The sequence below is a fragment of the Enterobacter hormaechei ATCC 49162 genome, from assembly GCF_001875655.1.
Lineage (GTDB): Bacteria > Pseudomonadota > Gammaproteobacteria > Enterobacterales > Enterobacteriaceae > Enterobacter > Enterobacter hormaechei.
Window position 1 is genome coordinate 1,806,152 of record NZ_MKEQ01000001.1, and the last position, 20,086, is coordinate 1,826,237.

At 55.1% G+C, this 20,086-nt stretch carries 22 protein-coding genes; 12 read left to right on the plus strand and 10 right to left on the minus strand.

Annotated elements, in window-relative coordinates:
• Nucleotides 1-26 precede the first annotated feature (26 nt).
• The 4 genes from BH712_RS09150 (at nucleotide 27) to BH712_RS09165 (ending at nucleotide 4,265) form a co-directional block, all read left to right on the plus strand.
• Complete coding sequence (locus tag BH712_RS09150) at nucleotides 27-1,022, plus strand: LacI family DNA-binding transcriptional regulator (protein WP_006809896.1); 996 nt, start codon at nucleotides 27-29, stop codon at nucleotides 1,020-1,022.
• 27 nt (nucleotides 1,023-1,049) lie between these two features.
• Complete coding sequence (fucA, locus tag BH712_RS09155) at nucleotides 1,050-1,697, plus strand: L-fuculose-phosphate aldolase (RefSeq protein WP_006809897.1); 648 nt, start codon at nucleotides 1,050-1,052, stop codon at nucleotides 1,695-1,697.
• A gap of 114 nt (nucleotides 1,698-1,811) precedes the next feature.
• A complete protein-coding gene (locus BH712_RS09160) occupies nucleotides 1,812-3,170 on the plus strand; it encodes an MFS transporter (RefSeq protein WP_032673629.1) in 1,359 nt (452 codons plus the stop codon).
• A gap of 405 nt (nucleotides 3,171-3,575) precedes the next feature.
• Nucleotides 3,576-4,265: a DUF1120 domain-containing protein gene (locus BH712_RS09165; protein ID WP_006809899.1), complete on the plus strand. Its 690-nt coding sequence runs from the start codon at nucleotides 3,576-3,578 to the stop codon at nucleotides 4,263-4,265.
• A gap of 76 nt (nucleotides 4,266-4,341) precedes the next feature.
• Here BH712_RS09165 and BH712_RS09170 read toward each other — a convergent pair whose 3' ends face one another.
• Entirely contained in the window at nucleotides 4,342-4,833 is a 492-nt protein-coding gene (locus BH712_RS09170) for a YajQ family cyclic di-GMP-binding protein (protein WP_023293165.1), read from the minus strand.
• Between the two features lie 121 nt (nucleotides 4,834-4,954).
• Here BH712_RS09170 and panE point away from each other — a divergent pair, with 121 nt between their 5' ends.
• Nucleotides 4,955-5,866 carry a 2-dehydropantoate 2-reductase gene (panE, locus tag BH712_RS09175; RefSeq protein ID WP_006809901.1) on the plus strand — a complete coding sequence of 304 codons (912 nt, stop codon included), beginning with the start codon at nucleotides 4,955-4,957 and terminating at the stop codon, nucleotides 5,864-5,866.
• Complete coding sequence (yajL, locus tag BH712_RS09180; protein ID WP_006809902.1) at nucleotides 5,829-6,422, plus strand: protein deglycase YajL; 594 nt, start codon at nucleotides 5,829-5,831, stop codon at nucleotides 6,420-6,422. The genes panE and yajL overlap by 38 nt, the downstream gene beginning before the upstream one ends.
• 121 nt (nucleotides 6,423-6,543) lie before the next feature.
• Here the strand turns inward: yajL and thiI are convergent, their stop codons facing one another.
• Entirely contained in the window at nucleotides 6,544-7,992 is a 1,449-nt protein-coding gene (gene thiI, locus BH712_RS09185) for a tRNA uracil 4-sulfurtransferase ThiI (RefSeq protein WP_006809903.1), read from the minus strand.
• A gap of 178 nt (nucleotides 7,993-8,170) precedes the next feature.
• On the opposite strand from thiI, the gene xseB reads away from it, so the two are divergent.
• The 4 genes from xseB to BH712_RS09205 all read left to right on the plus strand — a co-directional run bounded on the left by xseB (nucleotide 8,171) and on the right by BH712_RS09205 (nucleotide 12,237).
• The gene (gene xseB, locus BH712_RS09190; protein ID WP_003859094.1) at nucleotides 8,171-8,413 is read left to right on the plus strand and encodes an exodeoxyribonuclease VII small subunit; all 243 of its coding nucleotides are present in this window, start codon (nucleotides 8,171-8,173) and stop codon (nucleotides 8,411-8,413) included.
• On the plus strand, nucleotides 8,414-9,313 hold the full coding sequence (gene ispA, locus BH712_RS09195; RefSeq protein WP_006809904.1) for a (2E,6E)-farnesyl diphosphate synthase: 900 nt from the start codon (nucleotides 8,414-8,416) through the stop codon (nucleotides 9,311-9,313).
• A 24-nt stretch (nucleotides 9,314-9,337) separates the two neighbouring features.
• The gene (dxs, locus tag BH712_RS09200) at nucleotides 9,338-11,200 is read left to right on the plus strand and encodes a 1-deoxy-D-xylulose-5-phosphate synthase (protein ID WP_006809905.1); all 1,863 of its coding nucleotides are present in this window, start codon (nucleotides 9,338-9,340) and stop codon (nucleotides 11,198-11,200) included.
• A 62-nt stretch (nucleotides 11,201-11,262) separates the two neighbouring features.
• Nucleotides 11,263-12,237 carry an aldo/keto reductase gene (locus BH712_RS09205; RefSeq protein WP_006809906.1) on the plus strand — a complete coding sequence of 325 codons (975 nt, stop codon included), beginning with the start codon at nucleotides 11,263-11,265 and terminating at the stop codon, nucleotides 12,235-12,237.
• 99 nt (nucleotides 12,238-12,336) lie between these two features.
• Here BH712_RS09205 and thiL read toward each other — a convergent pair whose 3' ends face one another.
• The 5 genes from thiL to nrdR all read right to left on the minus strand — a co-directional run bounded on the left by thiL (nucleotide 12,337) and on the right by nrdR (nucleotide 15,942).
• Nucleotides 12,337-13,308, minus strand: a complete 972-nt coding sequence (thiL, locus tag BH712_RS09210; RefSeq protein WP_006809907.1) for a thiamine-phosphate kinase — start codon at nucleotides 13,306-13,308, stop codon at nucleotides 12,337-12,339.
• Between the two features lie 77 nt (nucleotides 13,309-13,385).
• Entirely contained in the window at nucleotides 13,386-13,805 is a 420-nt protein-coding gene (gene nusB / locus BH712_RS09215; RefSeq protein ID WP_006809908.1) for a transcription antitermination factor NusB, read from the minus strand.
• A gap of 21 nt (nucleotides 13,806-13,826) precedes the next feature.
• Complete coding sequence (gene ribH / locus BH712_RS09220) at nucleotides 13,827-14,297, minus strand: 6,7-dimethyl-8-ribityllumazine synthase (RefSeq protein WP_003859098.1); 471 nt, start codon at nucleotides 14,295-14,297, stop codon at nucleotides 13,827-13,829.
• A gap of 87 nt (nucleotides 14,298-14,384) precedes the next feature.
• Nucleotides 14,385-15,488, minus strand: coding sequence for a bifunctional diaminohydroxyphosphoribosylaminopyrimidine deaminase/5-amino-6-(5-phosphoribosylamino)uracil reductase RibD (ribD, locus tag BH712_RS09225; protein ID WP_006809909.1), 1,104 nt, complete (start codon nucleotides 15,486-15,488; stop codon nucleotides 14,385-14,387).
• Nucleotides 15,489-15,492: 4 nt separating this feature from the next.
• A complete protein-coding gene (gene nrdR / locus BH712_RS09230; RefSeq protein WP_003859099.1) occupies nucleotides 15,493-15,942 on the minus strand; it encodes a transcriptional regulator NrdR in 450 nt (149 codons plus the stop codon).
• 152 nt (nucleotides 15,943-16,094) lie between these two features.
• Here nrdR and BH712_RS09235 point away from each other — a divergent pair, with 152 nt between their 5' ends.
• Nucleotides 16,095-16,634, plus strand: coding sequence for a SadB/YajI family lipoprotein (locus BH712_RS09235; protein WP_032673777.1), 540 nt, complete (start codon nucleotides 16,095-16,097; stop codon nucleotides 16,632-16,634).
• Between the two features lie 268 nt (nucleotides 16,635-16,902).
• On the plus strand, nucleotides 16,903-17,787 hold the full coding sequence (locus tag BH712_RS09240; RefSeq protein WP_032673778.1) for a nucleoside-specific channel-forming protein Tsx: 885 nt from the start codon (nucleotides 16,903-16,905) through the stop codon (nucleotides 17,785-17,787).
• Nucleotides 17,788-17,912: 125 nt separating this feature from the next.
• Here BH712_RS09240 and BH712_RS09245 read toward each other — a convergent pair whose 3' ends face one another.
• The 3 genes from BH712_RS09245 to secF all read right to left on the minus strand — a co-directional run bounded on the left by BH712_RS09245 (nucleotide 17,913) and on the right by secF (nucleotide 20,079).
• Nucleotides 17,913-18,593 carry a helix-turn-helix transcriptional regulator gene (locus tag BH712_RS09245; protein WP_006809913.1) on the minus strand — a complete coding sequence of 227 codons (681 nt, stop codon included), beginning with the start codon at nucleotides 18,591-18,593 and terminating at the stop codon, nucleotides 17,913-17,915.
• A gap of 10 nt (nucleotides 18,594-18,603) precedes the next feature.
• Nucleotides 18,604-18,969 carry a VOC family protein gene (locus tag BH712_RS09250; RefSeq protein WP_006809914.1) on the minus strand — a complete coding sequence of 122 codons (366 nt, stop codon included), beginning with the start codon at nucleotides 18,967-18,969 and terminating at the stop codon, nucleotides 18,604-18,606.
• A 138-nt stretch (nucleotides 18,970-19,107) separates the two neighbouring features.
• Entirely contained in the window at nucleotides 19,108-20,079 is a 972-nt protein-coding gene (secF, locus tag BH712_RS09255; protein ID WP_006809915.1) for a protein translocase subunit SecF, read from the minus strand.
• Nucleotides 20,080-20,086: the final 7 nt, after the last annotated feature.

The window sequence follows — 20,086 nt, forward strand, 5'->3', positions numbered from 1 at the left end:
CGTACGTTAAGGATTGAGGCGTAGCAATGGCCAAAACAGTTGAACAGATAGCGAAGGATCTGAATTTATCCGTCACCACCGTGCGGCTGGTACTGGGCGGAAAAGCCGAACAGTACCGAATCAGTGTGAAAACACAGTCCCGAATTAATGAACACGTTGAGCGCTTCGGCTATACCCTCAACCATTCGGCACGCAGTCTTAAGCTAAACAAAACCGAGACGCTGGGGCTTATCGTGCCCAACATCTCGAACGTGTTCTTTGCAACCCTCGCCGAGAAACTCGAACTGCGCTGCCGCCGTTCGGGCTACCAGCTGATGATCAGCTGTACTTACAACGATGTGGATTACGAAAATAAGCTGGTGAAAGCCCTGATGGCGCGCAACGTGGACGGCTTGTTTATCGTTCCCTCGACGCTGGAAAACCAGCAGCATCATTTGCGGCAGATCCAAAAACCCCTGGTGCTCCTCGACCGGGATTTTGGCTTTACTGACAACGCGCTGGTTGAGAGTCATAACGAGGCCGGGGGGGATGAACTGGCCCGGAACATGCTGGCAGAGAGTAAAACGCCGCTCTGGTTCCTGGTGGGCGATACCGCCCTGCCCAGCATTACGGACCGTCTGAACGGCTATTTGCAGGCCCTGAAAGCCGCCGGTATTCACCACCGCGAATGGGTCATCGAAGGGCCAGACAATACGCCGGAAGGGGGGTATGCCCTGATGGATTCGCTTATCGACAGCCAGGGTGTGCCGCAGGCGTTTATCGCCTCATCATTACCGGTACTGGAAGGAGCAATCGAAGCCCTGCGCACGCGTACCGGCACCGTGCCCCCACACATAAATATCGGCACCTTCGATGAGCACCCCATGCTGGGGTTCCTGCCTAACAGCGTCTGGTCCATGCAGCAGGATGAAGATACCTGGGCGGAAAAAGCGTTTGAACTGATGCAGCGAGCCATCGACGGCGAAGCGGTCAACGAGACGGCGAAAGTCGATATGAAGCTGGTCAAACGTTCCCGCCAGTAAAAATAAAACTGTACCCGGAGAATAAAAATGGAACGAGCCCGATTAGCCAGAGACATTATCGACACCTGCCTTGAGATGACCCGGATGGGGTTAAATCAGGGCACCGCAGGCAATATCAGCGTTCGCTATCGCGACGGCATGCTGATTACGCCCACCGGTATTCCCTATGAGCATCTGACCGAAGAGAGTATCGTCTATGTCGATGCCGAGGGACGGCACGAAGAAGATAAACTGCCGTCCAGCGAATGGCGTTTTCATCAGGTTGTGTATCAGACCCGCCCGGACGCTCACGCCGTCGTCCATAACCATGCGGTTAACTGCACCGCCGTCTCGATACTCAACCGCCCTATTCCTGCCATTCACTATATGATTGCCGCCGCCGGGGGGAACTCCATTCCCTGCGCGCCTTACGCGACCTTCGGGACACGCGCGCTGTCAGAGCATGTCGCGGTCGCGTTACGCGATCGTAAAGCGACGCTGTTGCAGCACCACGGGCTGATTACCTGCGAAGAAAATCTCGAAAAGGCGCTATGGCTGGCGCAGGAGGTCGAGGTGCTGGCAAAACTCTACCTGGCCACGCTGGCGATTGTGGATCCCGTTCCGGTACTCAGCGATGAAGAAATTGCCATTGTTCTTGAGAAATTCAAAAGCTACGGGTTGCGCATTGAGGCGTAATTTTTTTTCCGGGGGTGCTTTTATTACACCCTCGTAATATCTCTTAAACAAACACCTATTTACCGCACTTATCACCCCGCCTAAACTATGGCCTGCTTTTTGGTAGAGGTGGTAATGAACGATTATAAAATGACGCCAGGCGAGCTACGCGCGACCTGGGGTTTAGGGACTGTGTTTTCGCTACGGATGCTTGGCATGTTTATGGTCCTGCCTGTTCTGACCACGTACGGCATGGCGCTACAGGGGGCCAGCGAAGCGCTGATTGGCCTTGCGATTGGCATTTACGGTCTGGCGCAGGCCATTTTTCAGATCCCGTTTGGGCTGCTTTCCGATCGCGTTGGGCGTAAACCGCTGATTGTCGGCGGGCTGGCGGTGTTTATCATCGGTAGCGTCATTGCTGCGCTTTCAGATTCTATCTGGGGCATTATTCTTGGTCGCGCGCTTCAGGGATCAGGGGCGATTGCCGCCGCCGTGATGGCGCTCCTCTCAGATTTAACCCGCGAGCAAAATCGAACGAAAGCGATGGCCTTTATTGGCGTCAGTTTTGGCATCACCTTCGCCATTGCCATGGTATTAGGACCGATTATTACTCATGCCCTTGGCCTCAACGCCTTGTTCTGGATGATTGCCGTTCTCGCCGCCACAGGCATTGTCATTACCCTCTGGGTGGTGCCAGACAGCAAGAATCATGTTCTGAACCGTGAGTCGGGCATGGTCAAAGGTAGCTTCAGTAAAGTACTGGCTGAGCCCAGACTGCTGAAACTCAACGTTGGCATTATGTGTCTGCACATTTTGTTGATGTCTACCTTTGTCGCGCTGCCCGGCCAGCTTGCCGCTGCGGGCCTGTCCGCCGCCGAACACTGGAAAGTGTATCTGGTAACGATGCTGATTTCGTTTGCTTCCGTAGTGCCGTTTATTATCTATGCCGAAGTTAAGCGTCAGATGAAACGGGTATTCCTGGGCTGCGTGACCCTGATTGTGATTGCAGAAATTATTCTCTGGGGTGCGGGCTCACACTTCTGGGAATTGATTATCGGCGTTCAGCTCTTTTTTCTGGCGTTTAATCTGATGGAAGCCCTCCTCCCCTCGCTTATCAGCAAAGAGTCACCGGCAGGATATAAAGGCACGGCGATGGGCGTTTATTCCACCAGCCAGTTTCTGGGCGTCGCGATTGGCGGCTCGCTGGGTGGCTGGGTTGACGGGATGTTTGACGGCCAGACCGTGTTTCTGGTTGGCGCGCTGCTGGCAATGGTATGGCTGGCCGTGGCAAGCACGATGAAAGAGCCGCCTTATGTCAGCAGCCTGCGCGTGGAAATTCCGGAAGGCGTGGAGATAAACGCCTTGCTGCAACAGCGTCTGGAAGCAAAAGAAGGGGTTAGCGAGGTCTTTATTGTCCCTGAAGAGCGTAGCGTCTACGTCAAAATTGACAGTAAAGTGACCAATCGCTACGAAGTCGAACAAGCCCTGGTTTAAGCGACTGTTCAATCATGTCAGGCACATTTCGCATGTGCCTGACCGCACCGAGGAATCATTCATATAATCTATATAAAAATACGTTACCCCACACTCCAGGAAATATAATCTTCCATTTTGTTTCAGGATAACCGTAAAACGTTACCATTTTTCACTGTTTTTAGCTTAACTCCCGCGCACAGCAGTTAAAGTAATAATAAAATTCACTCAACAATTCATTTCATAAAATGTATTCACACCACCTTAAAACAGTCGTTAAATTTCCTACATTGTATAACGTCAAATTCTAAATACACTTTTGTCTGGGCATGAAACTCAGAGGCTATGTTTATGGAAGGGACATGCTGTCAATAATATAGGTAACTGTTCTTACTTTATTTTTATTAACATGTTATGGATTAACAAATGAAAAAGATTCTTCTCGCTTCAACCCTCGCGCTGTGTGTCACTTCAGCGTTTGCCGCCGATCCTTCGGCTGTACTGAAAGTTAAAGGCACCCTTACCAACGCGGCGTGTACTCCGGAACTGAGTAACGGCGGTGTTGTTGATTATGGCATGATCCGTCTTGGCGAACTCTCTGCGACCGCGACAAACCAGCTTGGTCAGAAAAACATCGATCTGACAATTAGCTGCGCCAGCAATACAAAAGTGGGTTTTCAGGTTGATGATGACCGCAACAGTTCCGACGCGTATCTGACCGTTGAAAATGCATACTTTAATGGTTCTTCAGCATCACTTGGCTTTGATACCTATGGTGTTGGTGTGACTGACGGAGGTGTGAAAATCGGAAGCTGGGCGGTAAGCGCCAGGACCGACAGTATTCTTGCTGATGGTAAATCCGTAGACTTTATTTCAAGCCCGGACTGGAGCGATAGCGGCGCACCAAACTGGACCTCCAACGCCACAAAGGGCCAACTGTCTCCGACCCGAGCGGTCTACAGTGTAGCCGCTACAGGTACGCTGGAGCCCGTTGCATTTAAATCTGTGACTTTCCCACTTCAGGTTTCTCTGGCCATTCAGAATACCGCCACGCTTGCCATTACCGACGATACCGCAATTGACGGTCAGGCAACGATTACGCTGAAATATCTGTAATTCCTGTTTAGCGGGTTCCAGATTCATAAAAAAAGAGCCGTTCATTATGACGGCTCTTTTACTCTTTTCTCTGAAATTAATCGCGGAAGTTTTTAAACTGGAACGGCTGACCTAAATCGCCGCCGCGTACCAGCGCCATAACGGACTGGAGATCGTCGCGAGATTTCCCGGTCACACGAATTTCTTCGCCCTGGATCTGCGCCTGGACCTTCAGCTTACTGTCTTTGATGAGCTTAACGATCTTCTTCTGCACCGCGCTCTCAATACCCTGCTTCAGCTTTGCTTCTACAAACCAGTTCTTACCGCTGTGCACAAATTCGTCTGGTACATCGAGAGACGTTCCTTCGATGCCGCGCTTTAACAGCTTGGCGCGCAGAATGTCGAGCAGCTGATTTACCTGGAAATCAGACTCGCTCAGCACCTTAATGGTCTTATTTGCGTCGTTCAGCTCAAACGACGCCTCAACGCCACGAAAATCAAAACGTGACTCAACTTCGCGGGTTGCGTTCTCAACGCCGTTGCGAACTTCCTGGATATCAACTTCGGAAACAATATCGAAAGATGGCATCTTTTCTTCTCCCTTCACTTTTGTTGCGTTGCATAATACCCGCTACGAGGCATAACTCAACAGAAGCTTAGCTGTATAATTAAGCTGTAACACCTGGCGCAGTTGCAGGTGAGGAGGAACAATGAAAATTACAGTGCTCGGATGCGGAGCGCTTGGCCAGCTGTGGCTGACCGCGCTGTGCAAGCACGGACATGAGGTTCAGGGCTGGCTGCGCGTGCCCCAGCCCTATTGCAGTGTCAACCTGATTGGTGAAGACGGAAGCATTTTTAATGAATCCCTCACCGCGAACGATCCGGATTTCCTCGCGCAAAGCGACCTGCTGCTGGTGACGCTCAAAGCGTGGCAGGTTTCTGACGCGGTAAAAGCGCTGGCCGCGCAGCTCCCCCCCACTTCCCCCATTCTGCTGCTGCATAACGGCATGGGCACACTTGATGAGCTGAAAAGCGTTCCACAGCCCCTGCTGATGGCGACCACCACGCACGCTGCACGTCGCGACGGCAATATCATCGTGCATGTCGCCAGCGGCGTGACGCATATCGGTCCGGCCCGCGAGCAGGATGGCGATTACAGCTATCTGGCCGATATCCTGCAAAAGGTATTGCCGGACGTCGCCTGGCACAACAACATCCGCCCTCAGCTGTGGCGCAAGCTGGCGGTAAACTGTGTGATCAACCCGCTGACGGCACTGTGGGACTGCCCGAACGGCGAGCTAAAAAACCATCCGCAGGAGATAGCGACGCTGTGCGAAGAAGTCGCTTCGGTGGTGGAACGCGAAGGCTTGCACACCTCCGCGGATGATTTACGCTATTATGTCGAGCAGGTGATTGATAGCACTAAAGAAAATATCTCTTCGATGCTACAGGACGTACGTGCGTTACGTCACACCGAAATCGACTATATCACCGGCTATCTGTTAAAGCGCGCCCGTGCGCACGGTATCGCGGTACCTGAAAACGCCCGCCTGTACGATCAGGTTAAACGTAAGGAGAATGAGTATGAGCGCGTCAGCACTGGTATGCCTCGCCCCTGGTAGCGAAGAGATGGAAGCTGTCACCACTATTGATTTACTGGTGCGGGGCGGTATCACGGTGACCACCGCCAGCGTTGCCAGCGACGGCAATCTTGCGGTCACCTGTTCACGCGGGGTGAAAATCCTGGCGGATGCCCCGCTTGTGCAGGTAGCGGACGGTGATTACGACATTATCGTGCTGCCCGGCGGCTTAAAAGGCGCGGAGTGTTTCCGCGACAGCCCGCTATTGGTCGAAACCGTGCGACAGTTTCATCTTTCCGGGCGTATCGTCGCCACCCTCTGCGCCGCCGCCGGAACGGTGCTGGTTCCGCACGACATATTCCCCATCGGCAATATGACCGGCTTCCCTGCGCTAAAGGAGACGATCCCGGAAGACCAGTGGGTGGACAAACGCGTTGTCTGGGATCCGCGCGTTAACCTGCTCACCAGTCAGGGGCCAGGCACCGCGATTGATTTTGGCCTGAAGATTATCGACCTGCTGGTCGGGCGCGAGAAAGCGTACGAAGTGGCGTCATCGCTGGTGATGGCAGCGGGGATTTATAACTACTATGAAGAGTAGTGCATAAAAAAAGCCGGGTGGCGGCTACGCCTTACCCGGCCTACATGTGCTCATCTTTTCTCCCTCTCCCTGTGGGAGAGGGCCGGGGTGAGGGCATCAGGCCGCACTCCCCGACAATAAACTACGGACGATATACCTTCACGTTCGCGAAGCCCTGCTCACGCAGATACAGCGCCTGCAAACGGCTCATGACCCCGCGTTCGCACCACAGCAGATACGTTTTGCTCTGGTCGAGATCGCCAAACTGGGTGCTCAGCTTGTAGAACGGCAGTGATACCACCTCCACGCCTTCCACCTGCAACGGCTTGTCATCCTGCTCATCAACAGAACGGATATCCAGAATCGTATCGTTAGCACCAAAGCCGCTGACGGTTTCAACTTCTACCACTTCCTGCTCGGTCTGCTGGGCAATCTCGCGGATATCGATGTTGGACGCTTCCGCCACCACTTTTTCCAGGATGCTGAAATCGAAGTTCTCTTCTTCCGCTTCGATCTTCGCCTTCACCGCTTTGATGGTTGGACTTTTTGAGATCACGCCGCAATATTCCGGCATGGTACGGGCAAAATCTTCAGTACCGATTTTGCGCGCCAGATCGATAATGTGCTCTTTATCGTGCGAGATCAGCGGACGCAGGATCAGCGTATCAGACACGTTGTCGATAAGACGCAGGTTGGTCAGCGTCTGGCTGGAGACCTGCCCCAGCGCTTCACCGGTGACCAGCGCCTGCACGCCGTAGCGCTCAGCCACTTTGGACGCCGCGCGCACCATCATGCGCTTCAGCACCACGCCCATCTGCCCGTCGTCCACTTTTTCGAGGATTTCACCGACGACCGGCTCAAAGTTGATCGCCACAAAACGTACGCGGTGAGAGCTGCCGAAGCGGTTCCACAGGTAATGCGCCACCTGACGTACGCCGATTTCATGCGCCGCACCGCCCAGGTTAAAGAAGCAGTAATGCACGCGGCAGCCGCGACGCATCAGCATATAGCTGGAGACGCCGGAGTCGAACCCGCCAGAGATCAGCGACAGCACATCTTCCTGAGTGCCGATAGGGAAACCGCCAATACCTTCGTAGCGGCCCTTTACCAGCAGCAGACGATCGTTCTCGATCTCAAGGTTAACGGTGACGTCCGGGTTAGTCAGTCGCACGCGCGCCGTCTCGACGTGCTGGTTCAGACCGCCGCCGACGTAGCGTTCAACTTCAATAGAGCTAAACTCATGCTTACCGCGGCGCTTCACGCGCACACAGAACGTTTTCCCTTCGATCTGGTCGCGGTACTGTACCAGCGCCTTTTCGAAGATATCGTGCATATCGGTGAAGGGAACGTCTTCCACTTCCAGAATATGGTGAATACCCGGGATACGGGTCAGCGCGTCGCGAATATCAAGACGTTTGTTTTCGTCTTTCGCGCGGACTTCTACGTGGTCCCAGTGACGCACCACGGCGAGCGTTTCGTCGTAGTGTTTTAATACGTTACGAATGTTCCCGGTGAGAATTTTAATAAAGCGCAAACGCACGGATTGGCTTTTGATGGTGATTTCAGGGAACAATTTAATGATAAACTTCATGGCGGCAATGTTTCTTAGGCAAGCTTATAAAGGCTTGTAGTGGAAAATGATACAGCAGCCCACACCCGTGGCTGCATCCAGGCGCGCAAGTATACCACCATCGCGCCACTCGCGTTATTTGATAATTGCCCCGAGTCCGTTACCATGTCAGGGCGAAAAATTTAAGAGTCAATTCACTATGCCGAAGAAAAACGACGCACCGGCCAGTTTCGAAACTGCGCTGAGTGAACTGGAGCAGATCGTTACCCGTCTTGAGAGCGGCGATCTCCCGCTGGAAGACGCGCTCAACGAATTTGAACGCGGCGTGCAGCTTGCGCGCCAGGGGCAGGTAAAACTCCAGCAGGCCGAGCAGCGTGTACAGATCCTGCTTTCCGACAGCGAAGACGCTAAAACCACGCCATTCACACCGGACGCCGAGTAAATGGATTTTACCAACGCGCTTCAGGCGCGCGTCGTTCGCGCCAACGACGCGCTGCGCCGTTTCATTGAGCCGCAGCCTTTTCAGAACACTCCACTGGTAGAAGCCATGCACTATGGCGCACTCTTGGGGGGTAAACGCCTGCGTCCGTTCCTGGTGTATGCCACGGGCAACATGTTCGGTATCAGCGATAACACGCTGGACGCCCCGGCAGCCGCCGTGGAGTGTATCCACGCCTATTCGCTGATCCACGATGATTTGCCAGCCATGGACGATGACGATCTGCGTCGCGGTCAGCCAACCTGCCATATCAAATTTGGCGAAGCGAACGCGATTCTGGCGGGGGATGCGCTGCAAACCCTGGCCTTCTCGATTCTGAGCGATGCGCCGATGGTTGAGGTGAGCGATCGCGATCGTCTGGCAATGGTGTCCGAACTGGCAATGGCCAGCGGTGTGGCAGGCATGTGTGGCGGCCAGGCGCTGGATTTAGAGGCTGAAGGTCGTCAGGTGACTCTGGAACAGCTGGAGCGCATCCACCGTCACAAAACGGGTGCGCTGATTCGTGCAGCCGTTCGCCTGGGCGCGTTGAGCGCGGGTGAACGCGGGCGCAACGCCCTGCCGATTCTGGACAGATACGCAGAAAGTATCGGTCTGGCATTCCAGGTTCAGGATGACATTCTGGATGTGGTGGGCGATACTGCAACATTGGGAAAACGTCAGGGTGCGGATCAGCAGCTTGGCAAAAGTACCTACCCCGCCCTGTTGGGCCTTGAGCATGCCCAACGTAAAGCCCGGGATCTGATAGACGATGCCCGCCGGTCGCTGAATGAGCTGGCCGCGCAATCGCTGGATACCTCGGCACTGGAAGCGCTAGCGGACTACATAATCCAGCGTGATAAATAAACTATAAATCTCGATGAGCCTTTGATGAGTTTTGATATTGCCAAATACCCGACACTGGCGTTAGTTGACTCCACTCAGGAGTTACGTCTGTTGCCGAAAGAGAGTCTGCCGAAGCTGTGTGACGAGCTGCGTCGCTACCTGCTCGACAGCGTTAGCCGCTCCAGCGGCCACTTCGCCTCCGGACTTGGCACGGTTGAGCTGACCGTGGCGTTGCATTACGTCTATAACACGCCGTTCGATCAGCTTATCTGGGATGTCGGCCACCAGGCCTATCCGCACAAAATTCTGACCGGACGTCGCGATAAAATTGGCACCATTCGCCAGAAAGGTGGCCTGCACCCGTTCCCGTGGCGCGGCGAGAGTGAATATGACGTGTTGAGCGTCGGTCACTCTTCCACCTCGATTTCAGCAGGTATCGGTATTGCCGTTGCCGCCGAAAAAGAGAACAAACAACGCCGCACCGTCTGCGTGATTGGCGACGGAGCGATCACCGCCGGGATGGCCTTTGAGGCCATGAACCACGCGGGCGATATCAAACCGGACATGCTGGTTATCCTCAACGATAACGAGATGTCGATCTCCGAGAACGTCGGCGCGCTGAATAACCATCTGGCGCAGCTGCTGTCCGGCAAGCTTTACTCCTCACTGCGTGAAGGCGGTAAAAAAGTCTTCTCCGGCGTGCCGCCGATCAAAGAGCTGCTTAAGCGTACTGAAGAACACATTAAGGGCATGGTCGTGCCGGGTACGCTGTTCGAAGAGCTGGGCTTTAACTATATTGGCCCGGTGGACGGCCACGATGTGCTGGGTCTGGTGACGACGCTTAAAAACATGCGTGACCTGAAAGGCCCGCAGTTCCTGCACATCATGACCAAAAAAGGGCGTGGCTACGAACCGGCGGAAAAAGATCCGATCACTTTCCACGCCGTACCGAAATTTGACCATACCAGCGGTTGTCTGCCAAAAAGCAGCGGCGGCATGCCGAGCTATTCAAAAATCTTTGGCGACTGGCTGTGCGAAACGGCGGCGAAAGACAACATGCTGATGGCGGTGACCCCCGCCATGCGTGAAGGCTCCGGCATGGTGGAGTTTTCCAAAAAATATCCGGACCAGTATTTTGACGTCGCCATTGCCGAGCAGCACGCCGTTACCTTCGCTGCGGGACTGGCAATTGGCGGCTACAAGCCGGTGGTGGCGATCTACTCCACCTTCCTGCAACGCGCCTACGATCAGGTTATCCATGACGTTGCCATCCAGAAGCTGCCGGTGCTGTTTGCTATCGATCGTGCGGGCATCGTCGGGGCTGACGGACAGACGCACCAGGGGGCGTTTGACCTCTCATTCCTGCGCTGCATCCCGGACATGGTGATCATGACGCCAAGCGACGAAAACGAGTGTCGTCAGATGCTCTATACCGGCTATCACTATCAGGAAGGCCCCTGTGCGGTACGTTATCCACGCGGTAATGCCCTGGGCGTTGAATTGCAGCCGCTGGAAAAACTGGACATCGGTAAAGGCCTGGTGAAACGTCGCGGTGAAAAAGTGGCGATCCTGAACTTTGGTACGCTGATGCCGGAAGCGGCAAAAGTCGCTGAAAACCTCAACGCGACGCTGGTGGATATGCGCTTTGTGAAGCCGCTCGATGAATCTCTGATTCTGAGCATGGCGGAAAGCCATGACGTGCTGGTCACGCTGGAAGAGAACGCCATCATGGGTGGCGCGGGTAGCGGCGTGAACGAAGTGCTGATGGCGAACCGTAAAGCCGTTCCGGTGCTTAATCTCGGCCTCCCTGACCACTTCATCCCGCAAGGCACTCAGGACGAAGCGCGCGCCGACATTGGTCTGGATGCCGCCGGTATCGAAGCCAAAATCCGCACCTGGCTGGCCTGATCCCTCCCCTTTTCTGCTCCTGCTATGCTTAAACACAGTGTTTAAATAGCAGGAGCGGAACCATGCAATACACGACATTAGGAAAAACGGACCTTAAGGTGTCCCGGCTTTGCCTGGGGTGCATGACGTTTGGCGAGCCTGACCGGGGGAATCATGCCTGGACGCTGCCGGAAGAGAGCAGCCGCCCCATCATCAGGCGCGCCATTGACGGCGGCATCAACTTTTTCGATACCGCTAACAGCTACTCCGACGGCAGCAGCGAAGAGATTGTGGGTCGCGCCCTGCGTGATTTTGCCCGTCGGGATGATATCGTGGTCGCCACCAAGGTGTACTACCCGTCAGGCGATCTGGCTGAAGGCCTTTCTCGCGCGCAAATTCTCCGTTCCATTGATGACAGCCTCAGACGCCTGAACATGGATTACGTCGACCTGCTGCAAATTCACCGCTGGGATTACAACACCCCGATTGAAGAGACGCTTGAAGCGCTAAATGACGTCGTGAAAGCCGGTAAAGCGCGCTACATCGGCGCATCGTCCATGCATGCGTCGCAGTTTGCCCAGGCGCTCGATCTCCAGGCGCAGCACGGCTGGGCGCGCTTTGTCACCATGCAGGATCACTACAACCTGATTTACCGGGAAGAAGAGCGCGAGATGCTGCCGCTCTGCTATCAGGAAGGCGTGGCGGTGATCCCCTGGAGTCCGCTGGCGCGCGGGCGATTAACCCGCCCGTGGGGGGAAACCACCGCCCGGCTGGTATCGGATGAAGTGGGTAAAAACCTGTATGACGATACAGAAGCCAGCGATGCGTTAATTGCCGAACGTCTGGCCGGGATTGCCGACGATATCGGTGCAACGCGCGCGCAGGTGGCGCTGGCGTGGCTGCTGAGCAAGCGCGGTGTCGCCGCGCCGATTGTGGGCACATCGCGGGAAGAACAGCTGGATGAGTTGTTGAGTGCGGTGGATTTATCGCTGACGCCGGAGCAGATTGCCGAGCTGGAAACGCCGTATCAGCAGCATCCCGTGGTGGGGTTTAAGTAAACTCTTGCCGGGTGGCGCTGCGCTTACCCGGCCTACGATCGCACCCTATTTGTAGGCCGGGTAAGCGCAGCGCCACCCGGCAATACAGAGCGCACAAACTCACGCGAAGTGATCGTACCCTTTCCAGTCGAGCGTAACCGGGGAGCCGTCACGGACAAACAGCAGCCCTTCACTTTCCGGCATCACCTGCCCGATACAGGTAAATTTCGCCCCCAGATGCGCTAACGCCACATCCAGCGTCCCGCGATTCAGTTCGGGAACGGTAAAGCACAGCTCATAATCTTCCCCACCGGATAACGCCCAGCGCAGCGCCTGTTCAGGCCCGGCATGGCGAAGCAGCTGCTCTGACAGTGGGAACAGATCCAGATCGATCCGCGCGCCCACGCCGCTGGCTTTCAGAATATGACCAAGATCGGAGATCAGCCCGTCAGACAGATCGATAGCCGAACTGGCCCGCTCGCGCAGCGCCTGACCGTGCAAAATACGCGGCGTGGGTCGCAGGTGGCGTTTCACCAGGTACGCCGCATCGTCAGCATCTTCAACCGCTAAACGGTTCTGAAGGATCGCCAGCCCGGCCGCGCTGTCCCCCGGCGTACCGGTGACGTAGATCCAGTCGCCCGGTTTTGCGCCCGAGCGTTTGAGCGCGCGCCCGGCAGGCACATAGCCGTGGATCGCCAGGGTCATCGACAGCGGACCGGCAGTGGTATCGCCGCCAATCAGCTGCATATCGTAATAATTCAGCTGTTCAAACAGCGCATCGCTGAAGGCTTCAAGCCAGGCTTCATCCACCTCCGGCAGCGTCAGAGCCAGCGTCAGCCAGGCCGGGTCGGCGCCCATTGCCGCCAGATCGCTGACGTTGACCGCCAGCGCCTTATACGCCAGGTCAGCAGGATCGATATCGGGCAGGAAGTGACGCCCACACACTAAGGTGTCGGTGCTGATTGCCAGCGTCTGTTTTTCAGGAATATTGAGAAGTGCACAGTCATCGCCAATGCCGGTTTCAACATCAAGACGAGAGGTTCTGACACGGTCGAAATAACGGGCAATCAGGGAGAATTCGCCGCATGCCATACGTTATGCCTCAGCAAATAAAAGAAAAAACCGGAGCCGCACTGCCGTTACGGCAATGCAGGACTCCGGTTTGCGGATCACTTTTTGTGGGGACGGATCGCAGGTGCGGCTTTATCCAGCACGCCGTTAACAAACTTGTGGCTGTCTTCAGCGCCGAAGGTTTTCGCCAGTTCGATCGCTTCGTTGATGGCCACTTTGTACGGCACATCATCACGTTTTGACAGCTCAAACAGCGCGATACGCAACACTGCTTTTTCGACCTGGCCCAGCTCTTCAAGCAGACGGGACAGGTATGGCTTCATCAGACCATCGAGATACGCGCTATTAGTCGCCACTCCCGACAGCAGTTCACGGAAGTACAGAACGTCAACGTCTTTCACGTCCTGTTCTGACAGGAACTGGTATTCAACATCAGCGATGTCGTTCTGGGACAACTGCCAGGAGTAAAGCGCCTGAACGGCACATTCACGGGCGCGGCGACGAGCAGCAGGTTTCACGGAATTCCCCTTACAAAAAAATCAGGCCTTAATGGCTTTCAATACATTGATCATTTCAAGCGCGGTCAGTGCAGCTTCTGCACCTTTGTTACCGGCTTTGGTGCCAGCACGTTCGATGGCTTGTTCAATACTTTCGGTAGTCAGTACGCCGAACGCAACAGGAATTTCAGCATCCTGTGCAACATGCGCCAGACCATTGCTTGCACCGCCCGCAACGTATTCGAAGTGCGCAGTGCCGCCACGAATAACAGTACCCAGCGCAATCACCGCGTCGTATTTACCGGTTTTCGCCAGCGCGCCTGCTGCCAGTGGCAGTTCGTAAGCACCTGGTACCCAAACGACGGTAATGTTGTCATCTTTAACCTGGCCGATGCGTTTCAGGGCGTCAACCGCACCTTCCAGCAGGCTATCGTTGATGAAGTTGTTGAAACGCGCGATGGTGATGGCGACGCGAGCGTCCGGGGTAGCTACAGCAGCTTCAATAATGTTCATACTCTTCCTTTACGGGTTCATTTGGCCCCGCAGGGGGGCGGATTTTATCATAATACTTTGCGCACTGCTTCCCTATTTCAGGAGCAATTACGCTGTCGTTAAATGGAGGCAGACATCCGGACCTACCGGACGGATCTCGCTGAATGTGAGTTGCGGCGCGTCGGCCAGTTTTTCAAGGCCGGGCAGCACAAACAGGCCGCGCGCGTCGTAACCTAATAGTTTAGGCGCAACGTAGACGAGAAGCTCATCCACCAGCCCCGCCTGGAGCAGCGCACCGGCGAGCGTCGGACCGGCTTCGACCCAGATGCTGTTGACCTGCTGTTTGCCGAGCAACATCATCAGCACCACTAAATCCAGATGTCCGTTATGCTCCGGCACCATAATGCTGCGTACGCCTTGCGGCCAGTCGCGGGTATCTTCTTTGGTGCGGGCAATCCAGGTTTCACCCGGCTGCTGCACGATACGGTGCTCTGGCATCACACGGTTCTGGCTATCAATAATAATGCGCAGCGGCTGACGCAGATTCTCCTGCGGATAAAGTGCCTGGGTATCGGCATTCAGCTCATCCCAGCGCACGGTCATGGCCGGATCGTCAGCCAGCACCGTTTCACTGCTGGTGAGAATAGCATGGCTTTGCGCGCGCAGACGTTGCACATCGCGCCTTGCCTGCGGCGAGGTGATCCACTGGCTTTCGCCGTTCGCCATCGCCGTGCGGCCATCCAGTGACGCGCCAAGCTTAAGCTGGATAAACGGGAAGCCGGTGCGCATGCGCTTCAGGAAGCCTTTGTTGATGGCTTCCGCATCCTGCATCATCAGGCCGTGACTGACGTCGATCCCCTCCTGTTGCAGACGATACAGCCCGCGGCCCGCCACCTGCGGGTTGGGATCCTGCATGGCGGCAACAACGCGCGAGACGCCCGCCGCAATCAGCGCTTCACAGCACGGCGGCGTACGTCCGTGATGGCTGCATGGCTCCAGCGTTACGTAGGCCGTCGCGCCACGCGCTTTCTCACCCGCCATGCGCAGGGCATGCACTTCAGCATGCGGCTCGCCTGCGCGATAGTGAAAACCTTCCCCCACAATCTCGCCATCTTTAACAATGACGCACCCGACATTGGGGTTAGGGTGAGTGGTAAACCGACCGCGCTGCGCCAGCTTCATAGCTCGCGCCATGTACATCTCATCGTGCATGAGCTTAATCCTGTAAGCGGGCGATCTCTTCGCCAAACTCTTTGATGTCTTCGAAGCTACGATAAACGGAGGCGAAGCGGATATAGGCGACTTTATCGAGCTTTTTCAGCTGTTCCATCACCAGATTGCCGATCATTTTGCTCGGCACTTCCCGCTCACCTAACCCCCGCAGATAAGATTTGATGTGGTTTAACGCCATTTCGACGTCATCGGAGCTGACGGGCCGTTTTTCCAGCGCCTTGAGCATCCCGCTACGCAGTTTTTCTTCATTGAACGGTTCGCGCACATCGTTACTTTTTACCACGCGCGGCATTACCAGCTCTGCCACCTCAAAGGTGGTGAAACGCTCGTTGCACACCAGACACTGCCGACGACGGCGCACGGAAGACCCTTCGCCTACAAGACGCGAGTCGATGACTTTGGTATCCACAGCGGAGCAAAATGGGCAATGCATACGATGTCCCTGTTATCTGGTTAACTGATTTCTATTTTACCCTGAACTGGCCCGACAACAAAGGAAGAGCTTTTTGAGACAAAGGATCTATGCCTGAGGGCACTATCCTGTCTACCATTGCAGCAATCTGTGATTTCAAGGAATTAAACGCAATGACAAGACGTTACCTGAAAATAGTGCTGGTGGGGAGCCTGTTCACGCTCAGCGCCTGCGCACAGCAAAGTGAAGTCCGCGAGATGAAACAAAGCGTAAATACGCTGAACGTGGCGATGGACAAACTTAACAAAGAAACCGTGAAGATCACCCAACAGAACGCGCTCAATGCGAAATCCAGCAATGGCGTTTATTTATTGCCAGGCGCAAATACGCCCGCGCGCCTGAACAGCCAGATTGGTACGTTAAAGATGTCTCTGGTGAATGTTGCAGCGAATGCTGATGGTACTCGCGCAACATTACGCATTCAGGGTGAATCCAACGATCCGCTTCCCGCGTTCAGCGGCACCGTAGAGTGGGGCCAGATTCAGGGCACCACGGAGAACTACCAGGAAGTGAACGTGAAGAATCAGCTTTTCACCGCCCCCGCCAGCACGCTGGCGCCGAGCGATGTTGATATCCCGATCCAGCTGAGCGGACTCACGCCAGAACAGTTGGGCTTTATCCGCATTCACGACATTCAAACCACCGCGCAATAACCCTCCCTTTTAGCGGAGTGAAATGTCACTCCGCTAACATTTACATTTCGTATGGATTGGCAACATAAATGATTGCCGCTACAATCCCGCCCGTCTAAAGTACGCAAACGTGAACGCAATCGATTACGTGTGTGAGCGATATGTGAAACAACACATATTTTTGTGAGCAAGGATTCCTATAATAGGCTCCGCAGAAACACGAAATATTTAGAAACGCAATTCGCGCATTTTTCACTCCCGGAAGGGAATTTCAATCAGTGGCATGATTATGAAAAAAACATTACTCGCAGCCGGTGCAGTTCTGGCACTGTCCTCCTCTTTCACTGTTAACGCAGCGGAAAACGACAAACCGCAATACCTCTCCGACTGGTGGCACCAGAGCGTTAACGTGGTAGGCAGCTACCACACCCGTTTCGGACCACAGATCCGTAACGATACTTACCTCGAGTACGAAGCGTTCGCTAAAAAAGACTGGTTTGATTTCTACGGTTACATGGATGCACCGGTATTCTTCGGCGGTAACACCGATGCGAAAGGTATCTGGAACCACGGCTCCCCACTGTTCATGGAGATCGAACCGCGCTTCTCCATCGACAAACTGACCGGTACCAGCCTGGCGTTTGGTCCGTTCAAAGAGTGGTATTTCGCGAACAACTATATCTACGACATGGGCCGCAATAAGTCTGGTCGTCAGAGCACCTGGTATATGGGTCTGGGTACAGACATTGAGACTGGCCTGCCGATGAGCCTGTCCATGAACGTCTACGCAAAATACCAGTGGCAGAACTACGGCGCTGCGAACGAGAACGAGTGGGACGGCTACCGTTTCAAAGTGAAATACTTCGTGCCAATCACCCAGCTGTGGGGCGGCAACCTGAGCTACATCGGCTTCACCAACTTTGACTGGGGTTCAGACCTGGGCGATAACGACTTCCGTGACCTGAACGGTAAGAAAGCGCGCACCAATGATTCTATCGCGTCCAGCCACATCCTGGCGCTGAACTACGATCACTGGCACTACTCTGTTGTTGCGCGTTACTGGCACAACGGTGGTCAGTGGAACGACGACGCCAGCCTGAACTTCGGCAACGGCGACTTCAGCGTCCGTTCTACCGGTTGGGGTGGTTACCTGGTCGTGGGTTACAACTTCTAATCCAGCGTTGAGTGCCGGGTGGCGGCTTCGCCTTACCCGGCCTACAAAACCCGATAACGTCGCAAATCGTAGGCCGGGTAAGCGAAGCGCCACCCGGCGCATAAGCCAGCTCAGGCGCTGGCTTTTTACTGCTTCACCTTCCGTAAAAAATCCGCCAGCGACCTGTCCGCGCTTTCGCTAAAGCGTCTTTCCGTCAGCGTAATATGCAAACACCGGTCGAGACGGAAACAGCGGTAGTCATCGCGCCGCTCACACCATGCCGCCAGCAGCCAGTGCTCTCCCCAGAAGAACAGCCCCAGCGGCTGAACCTCACGCCAGGTTAACTGCCCGGCTTCATCCCGGTAGTGCAGCGCCAGCACACGCAGGGCAGAAATTGCCTGGTGGATCACGTCGAAACCACTACGGGAGTGTGGCTGAAGGGCAATATCCGGCGCGTAAATCCGCGTCTGTTCAGCTTTTCGGCGGCTCTCTTCTGGCAGGATCGCCAGCACTTTCTCCTGAGCCGACTCCAGCTCGCGCGACAGCGATTCCCCGCCCCAGGTTTTGAGCAGGCGAATCGCCACCATCAGCGCCTCGGACTCCTTGTTGGTCAGCATCAGCGGCGGTAAATCAAAACCCGACATCAGCCGATATCCGCTTCCCGCCTCGCCTTCCACCGGCACGCCGGAAAGCGACAGGTCGCGGATATCGCGGTACACCGTGCGCTCGGACACGCCAAGCCTTTCCGCCAGATGCGCTGCCGTTGTCAGACGCCTGCCCCGCAGGATCTGCACAATCTGGAACAAACGGTCAGCGCGTCGGGTCATCGGTTTACTCTCATACCGGTTGATGGAGGCCGACGCGATTACCTTCGCTGTCGGTAAACAGGGCTATAGTGCCAATGCCTTGCGGCAGTTCCAGCGGGCCAAACACGCACTCTCCGCCCGCAGAAGCAACACGATCTAGCGTGGCCGCCAGATTGTCAGTATGCAGGTAAATAATAGCGCCCTGCAAAGACGGTGTAATGCCGTCAAATTTTGCCAGCGCCCCGCCGGTATACGGATCCTCATGCGGGAAAACGGCCAGCTCCGCACAGTCCATTTTCTCGCGACGCAGCGCGAGCTGCATCACCGGCTCATAAAATTTAATGGCGCGATCCATATCCGAGACCGGAATTTCAAACCAGTTAATAACACTTTTCATACGTCCTCCTGCCTGTTGTTAGGGTTCAGAAGGAGTCTACGACAGGGCTCCTGACAGCATACTGTCAGGAGTGTTTGTGAGATGCAGACAAAAAAAATCCCGACCACCTGGCCGGGATTTTGATATCGCATAAGACTCTTACGGCAGAATAGACGGCTGATCCGCCCCTTCTTTTTCGACCTTCTGCTGGAGCAGGTGCTCGCGCTTCATGCCCAGTTTCAGTGCCAGCGCGGACGCGACGTAGATAGACGACGCCGTACCGATGGAGACACCAATCAGCATGGTCAGCGAGAAGCCTTCCAGCACCGGACCACCGAACAGGAACAGCATCAGGATCACCATCAGGGTGGTGCCGGAGGTGATCAACGTACGGTGCAGCGTCTGGGTCAACGACACGTTAAAGATTTCGTACGGCGTACCGCGACGGATCTTACGGAAGTTTTCACGAATACGGTCAGATACCACGATACTGTCGTTCAGTGAGTAACCGATAACGGACATCAGGGATGCCACGATGGTCAGGTCAATCTCAATGTGGAACAGAGACAGTATGCCCATGGTGATCACCACGTCGTGCGCCAGGGCGATAACCACACCGGCCGCCAGTCGCCACTCGAAGCGGAAACCGACGTACACCAGGATGGAGATCAGCGCTACCAGCAGCGCCATCGCACCGGTCTGCGCAAGGTCTGCACCGACGCTCGGGCCGACAAACTCAATACGCTTAACCGTTGCATCCTGGCTGGTCGTTTCGTTAATCACCTGAACGACCTTACTGCCCAGCTCCTGGCTGCCATTGGCATCGTGCACCGGCGGCATACGCACCATGATGTCGCGGCTGCTGCCGAAGTTCTGCAACAGCGGCTCTTCAAAGCCCGCTTTTTGCAGCGATTCACGCATCTGGTCCATATCGACCGGTTTTTCCAGGGTAATTTCGATCACCGTACCACCGGTGAAATCCAGACCCCAGTTAAAGCCTTTCACGCCCATAACGGCGATGGACAAGATCAGCAGTAACCCTGAAATGCCGAAGGCCCAGTAGTCCCAGCGCATAAAGTCCCAGACTTTACGGCCGTGGTTCAATTGTTCAACAGTATATTCCTGTGCCACAACGCAC

What these genes read in the sequence shown, in the direction of transcription:
- BH712_RS09150 (WP_006809896.1), top strand. Translation starts at nt 27, where the DNA reads ATGGCCAAAACAGTTGAACAGATAGCGAAGGATCTGAATTTATCCGTC.
- fucA (WP_006809897.1), top strand. Translation starts at nt 1,050, where the DNA reads ATGGAACGAGCCCGATTAGCCAGAGACATTATCGACACCTGCCTTGAG.
- BH712_RS09160 (WP_032673629.1), top strand. Translation starts at nt 1,812, where the DNA reads ATGAACGATTATAAAATGACGCCAGGCGAGCTACGCGCGACCTGGGGT.
- BH712_RS09165 (WP_006809899.1), top strand. Translation starts at nt 3,576, where the DNA reads ATGAAAAAGATTCTTCTCGCTTCAACCCTCGCGCTGTGTGTCACTTCA.
- BH712_RS09170 (WP_023293165.1), bottom strand. Translation starts at nt 4,833, where the DNA reads ATGCCATCTTTCGATATTGTTTCCGAAGTTGATATCCAGGAAGTTCGC.
- panE (WP_006809901.1), top strand. Translation starts at nt 4,955, where the DNA reads ATGAAAATTACAGTGCTCGGATGCGGAGCGCTTGGCCAGCTGTGGCTG.
- yajL (WP_006809902.1), top strand. Translation starts at nt 5,829, where the DNA reads ATGAGCGCGTCAGCACTGGTATGCCTCGCCCCTGGTAGCGAAGAGATG.
- thiI (WP_006809903.1), bottom strand. Translation starts at nt 7,992, where the DNA reads ATGAAGTTTATCATTAAATTGTTCCCTGAAATCACCATCAAAAGCCAA.
- xseB (WP_003859094.1), top strand. Translation starts at nt 8,171, where the DNA reads ATGCCGAAGAAAAACGACGCACCGGCCAGTTTCGAAACTGCGCTGAGT.
- ispA (WP_006809904.1), top strand. Translation starts at nt 8,414, where the DNA reads ATGGATTTTACCAACGCGCTTCAGGCGCGCGTCGTTCGCGCCAACGAC.
- dxs (WP_006809905.1), top strand. Translation starts at nt 9,338, where the DNA reads ATGAGTTTTGATATTGCCAAATACCCGACACTGGCGTTAGTTGACTCC.
- BH712_RS09205 (WP_006809906.1), top strand. Translation starts at nt 11,263, where the DNA reads ATGCAATACACGACATTAGGAAAAACGGACCTTAAGGTGTCCCGGCTT.
- thiL (WP_006809907.1), bottom strand. Translation starts at nt 13,308, where the DNA reads ATGGCATGCGGCGAATTCTCCCTGATTGCCCGTTATTTCGACCGTGTC.
- ribH (WP_003859098.1), bottom strand. Translation starts at nt 14,297, where the DNA reads ATGAACATTATTGAAGCTGCTGTAGCTACCCCGGACGCTCGCGTCGCC.
- ribD (WP_006809909.1), bottom strand. Translation starts at nt 15,488, where the DNA reads ATGCACGATGAGATGTACATGGCGCGAGCTATGAAGCTGGCGCAGCGC.
- nrdR (WP_003859099.1), bottom strand. Translation starts at nt 15,942, where the DNA reads ATGCATTGCCCATTTTGCTCCGCTGTGGATACCAAAGTCATCGACTCG.
- BH712_RS09235 (WP_032673777.1), top strand. Translation starts at nt 16,095, where the DNA reads ATGACAAGACGTTACCTGAAAATAGTGCTGGTGGGGAGCCTGTTCACG.
- BH712_RS09240 (WP_032673778.1), top strand. Translation starts at nt 16,903, where the DNA reads ATGAAAAAAACATTACTCGCAGCCGGTGCAGTTCTGGCACTGTCCTCC.
- BH712_RS09245 (WP_006809913.1), bottom strand. Translation starts at nt 18,593, where the DNA reads ATGACCCGACGCGCTGACCGTTTGTTCCAGATTGTGCAGATCCTGCGG.
- BH712_RS09250 (WP_006809914.1), bottom strand. Translation starts at nt 18,969, where the DNA reads ATGAAAAGTGTTATTAACTGGTTTGAAATTCCGGTCTCGGATATGGAT.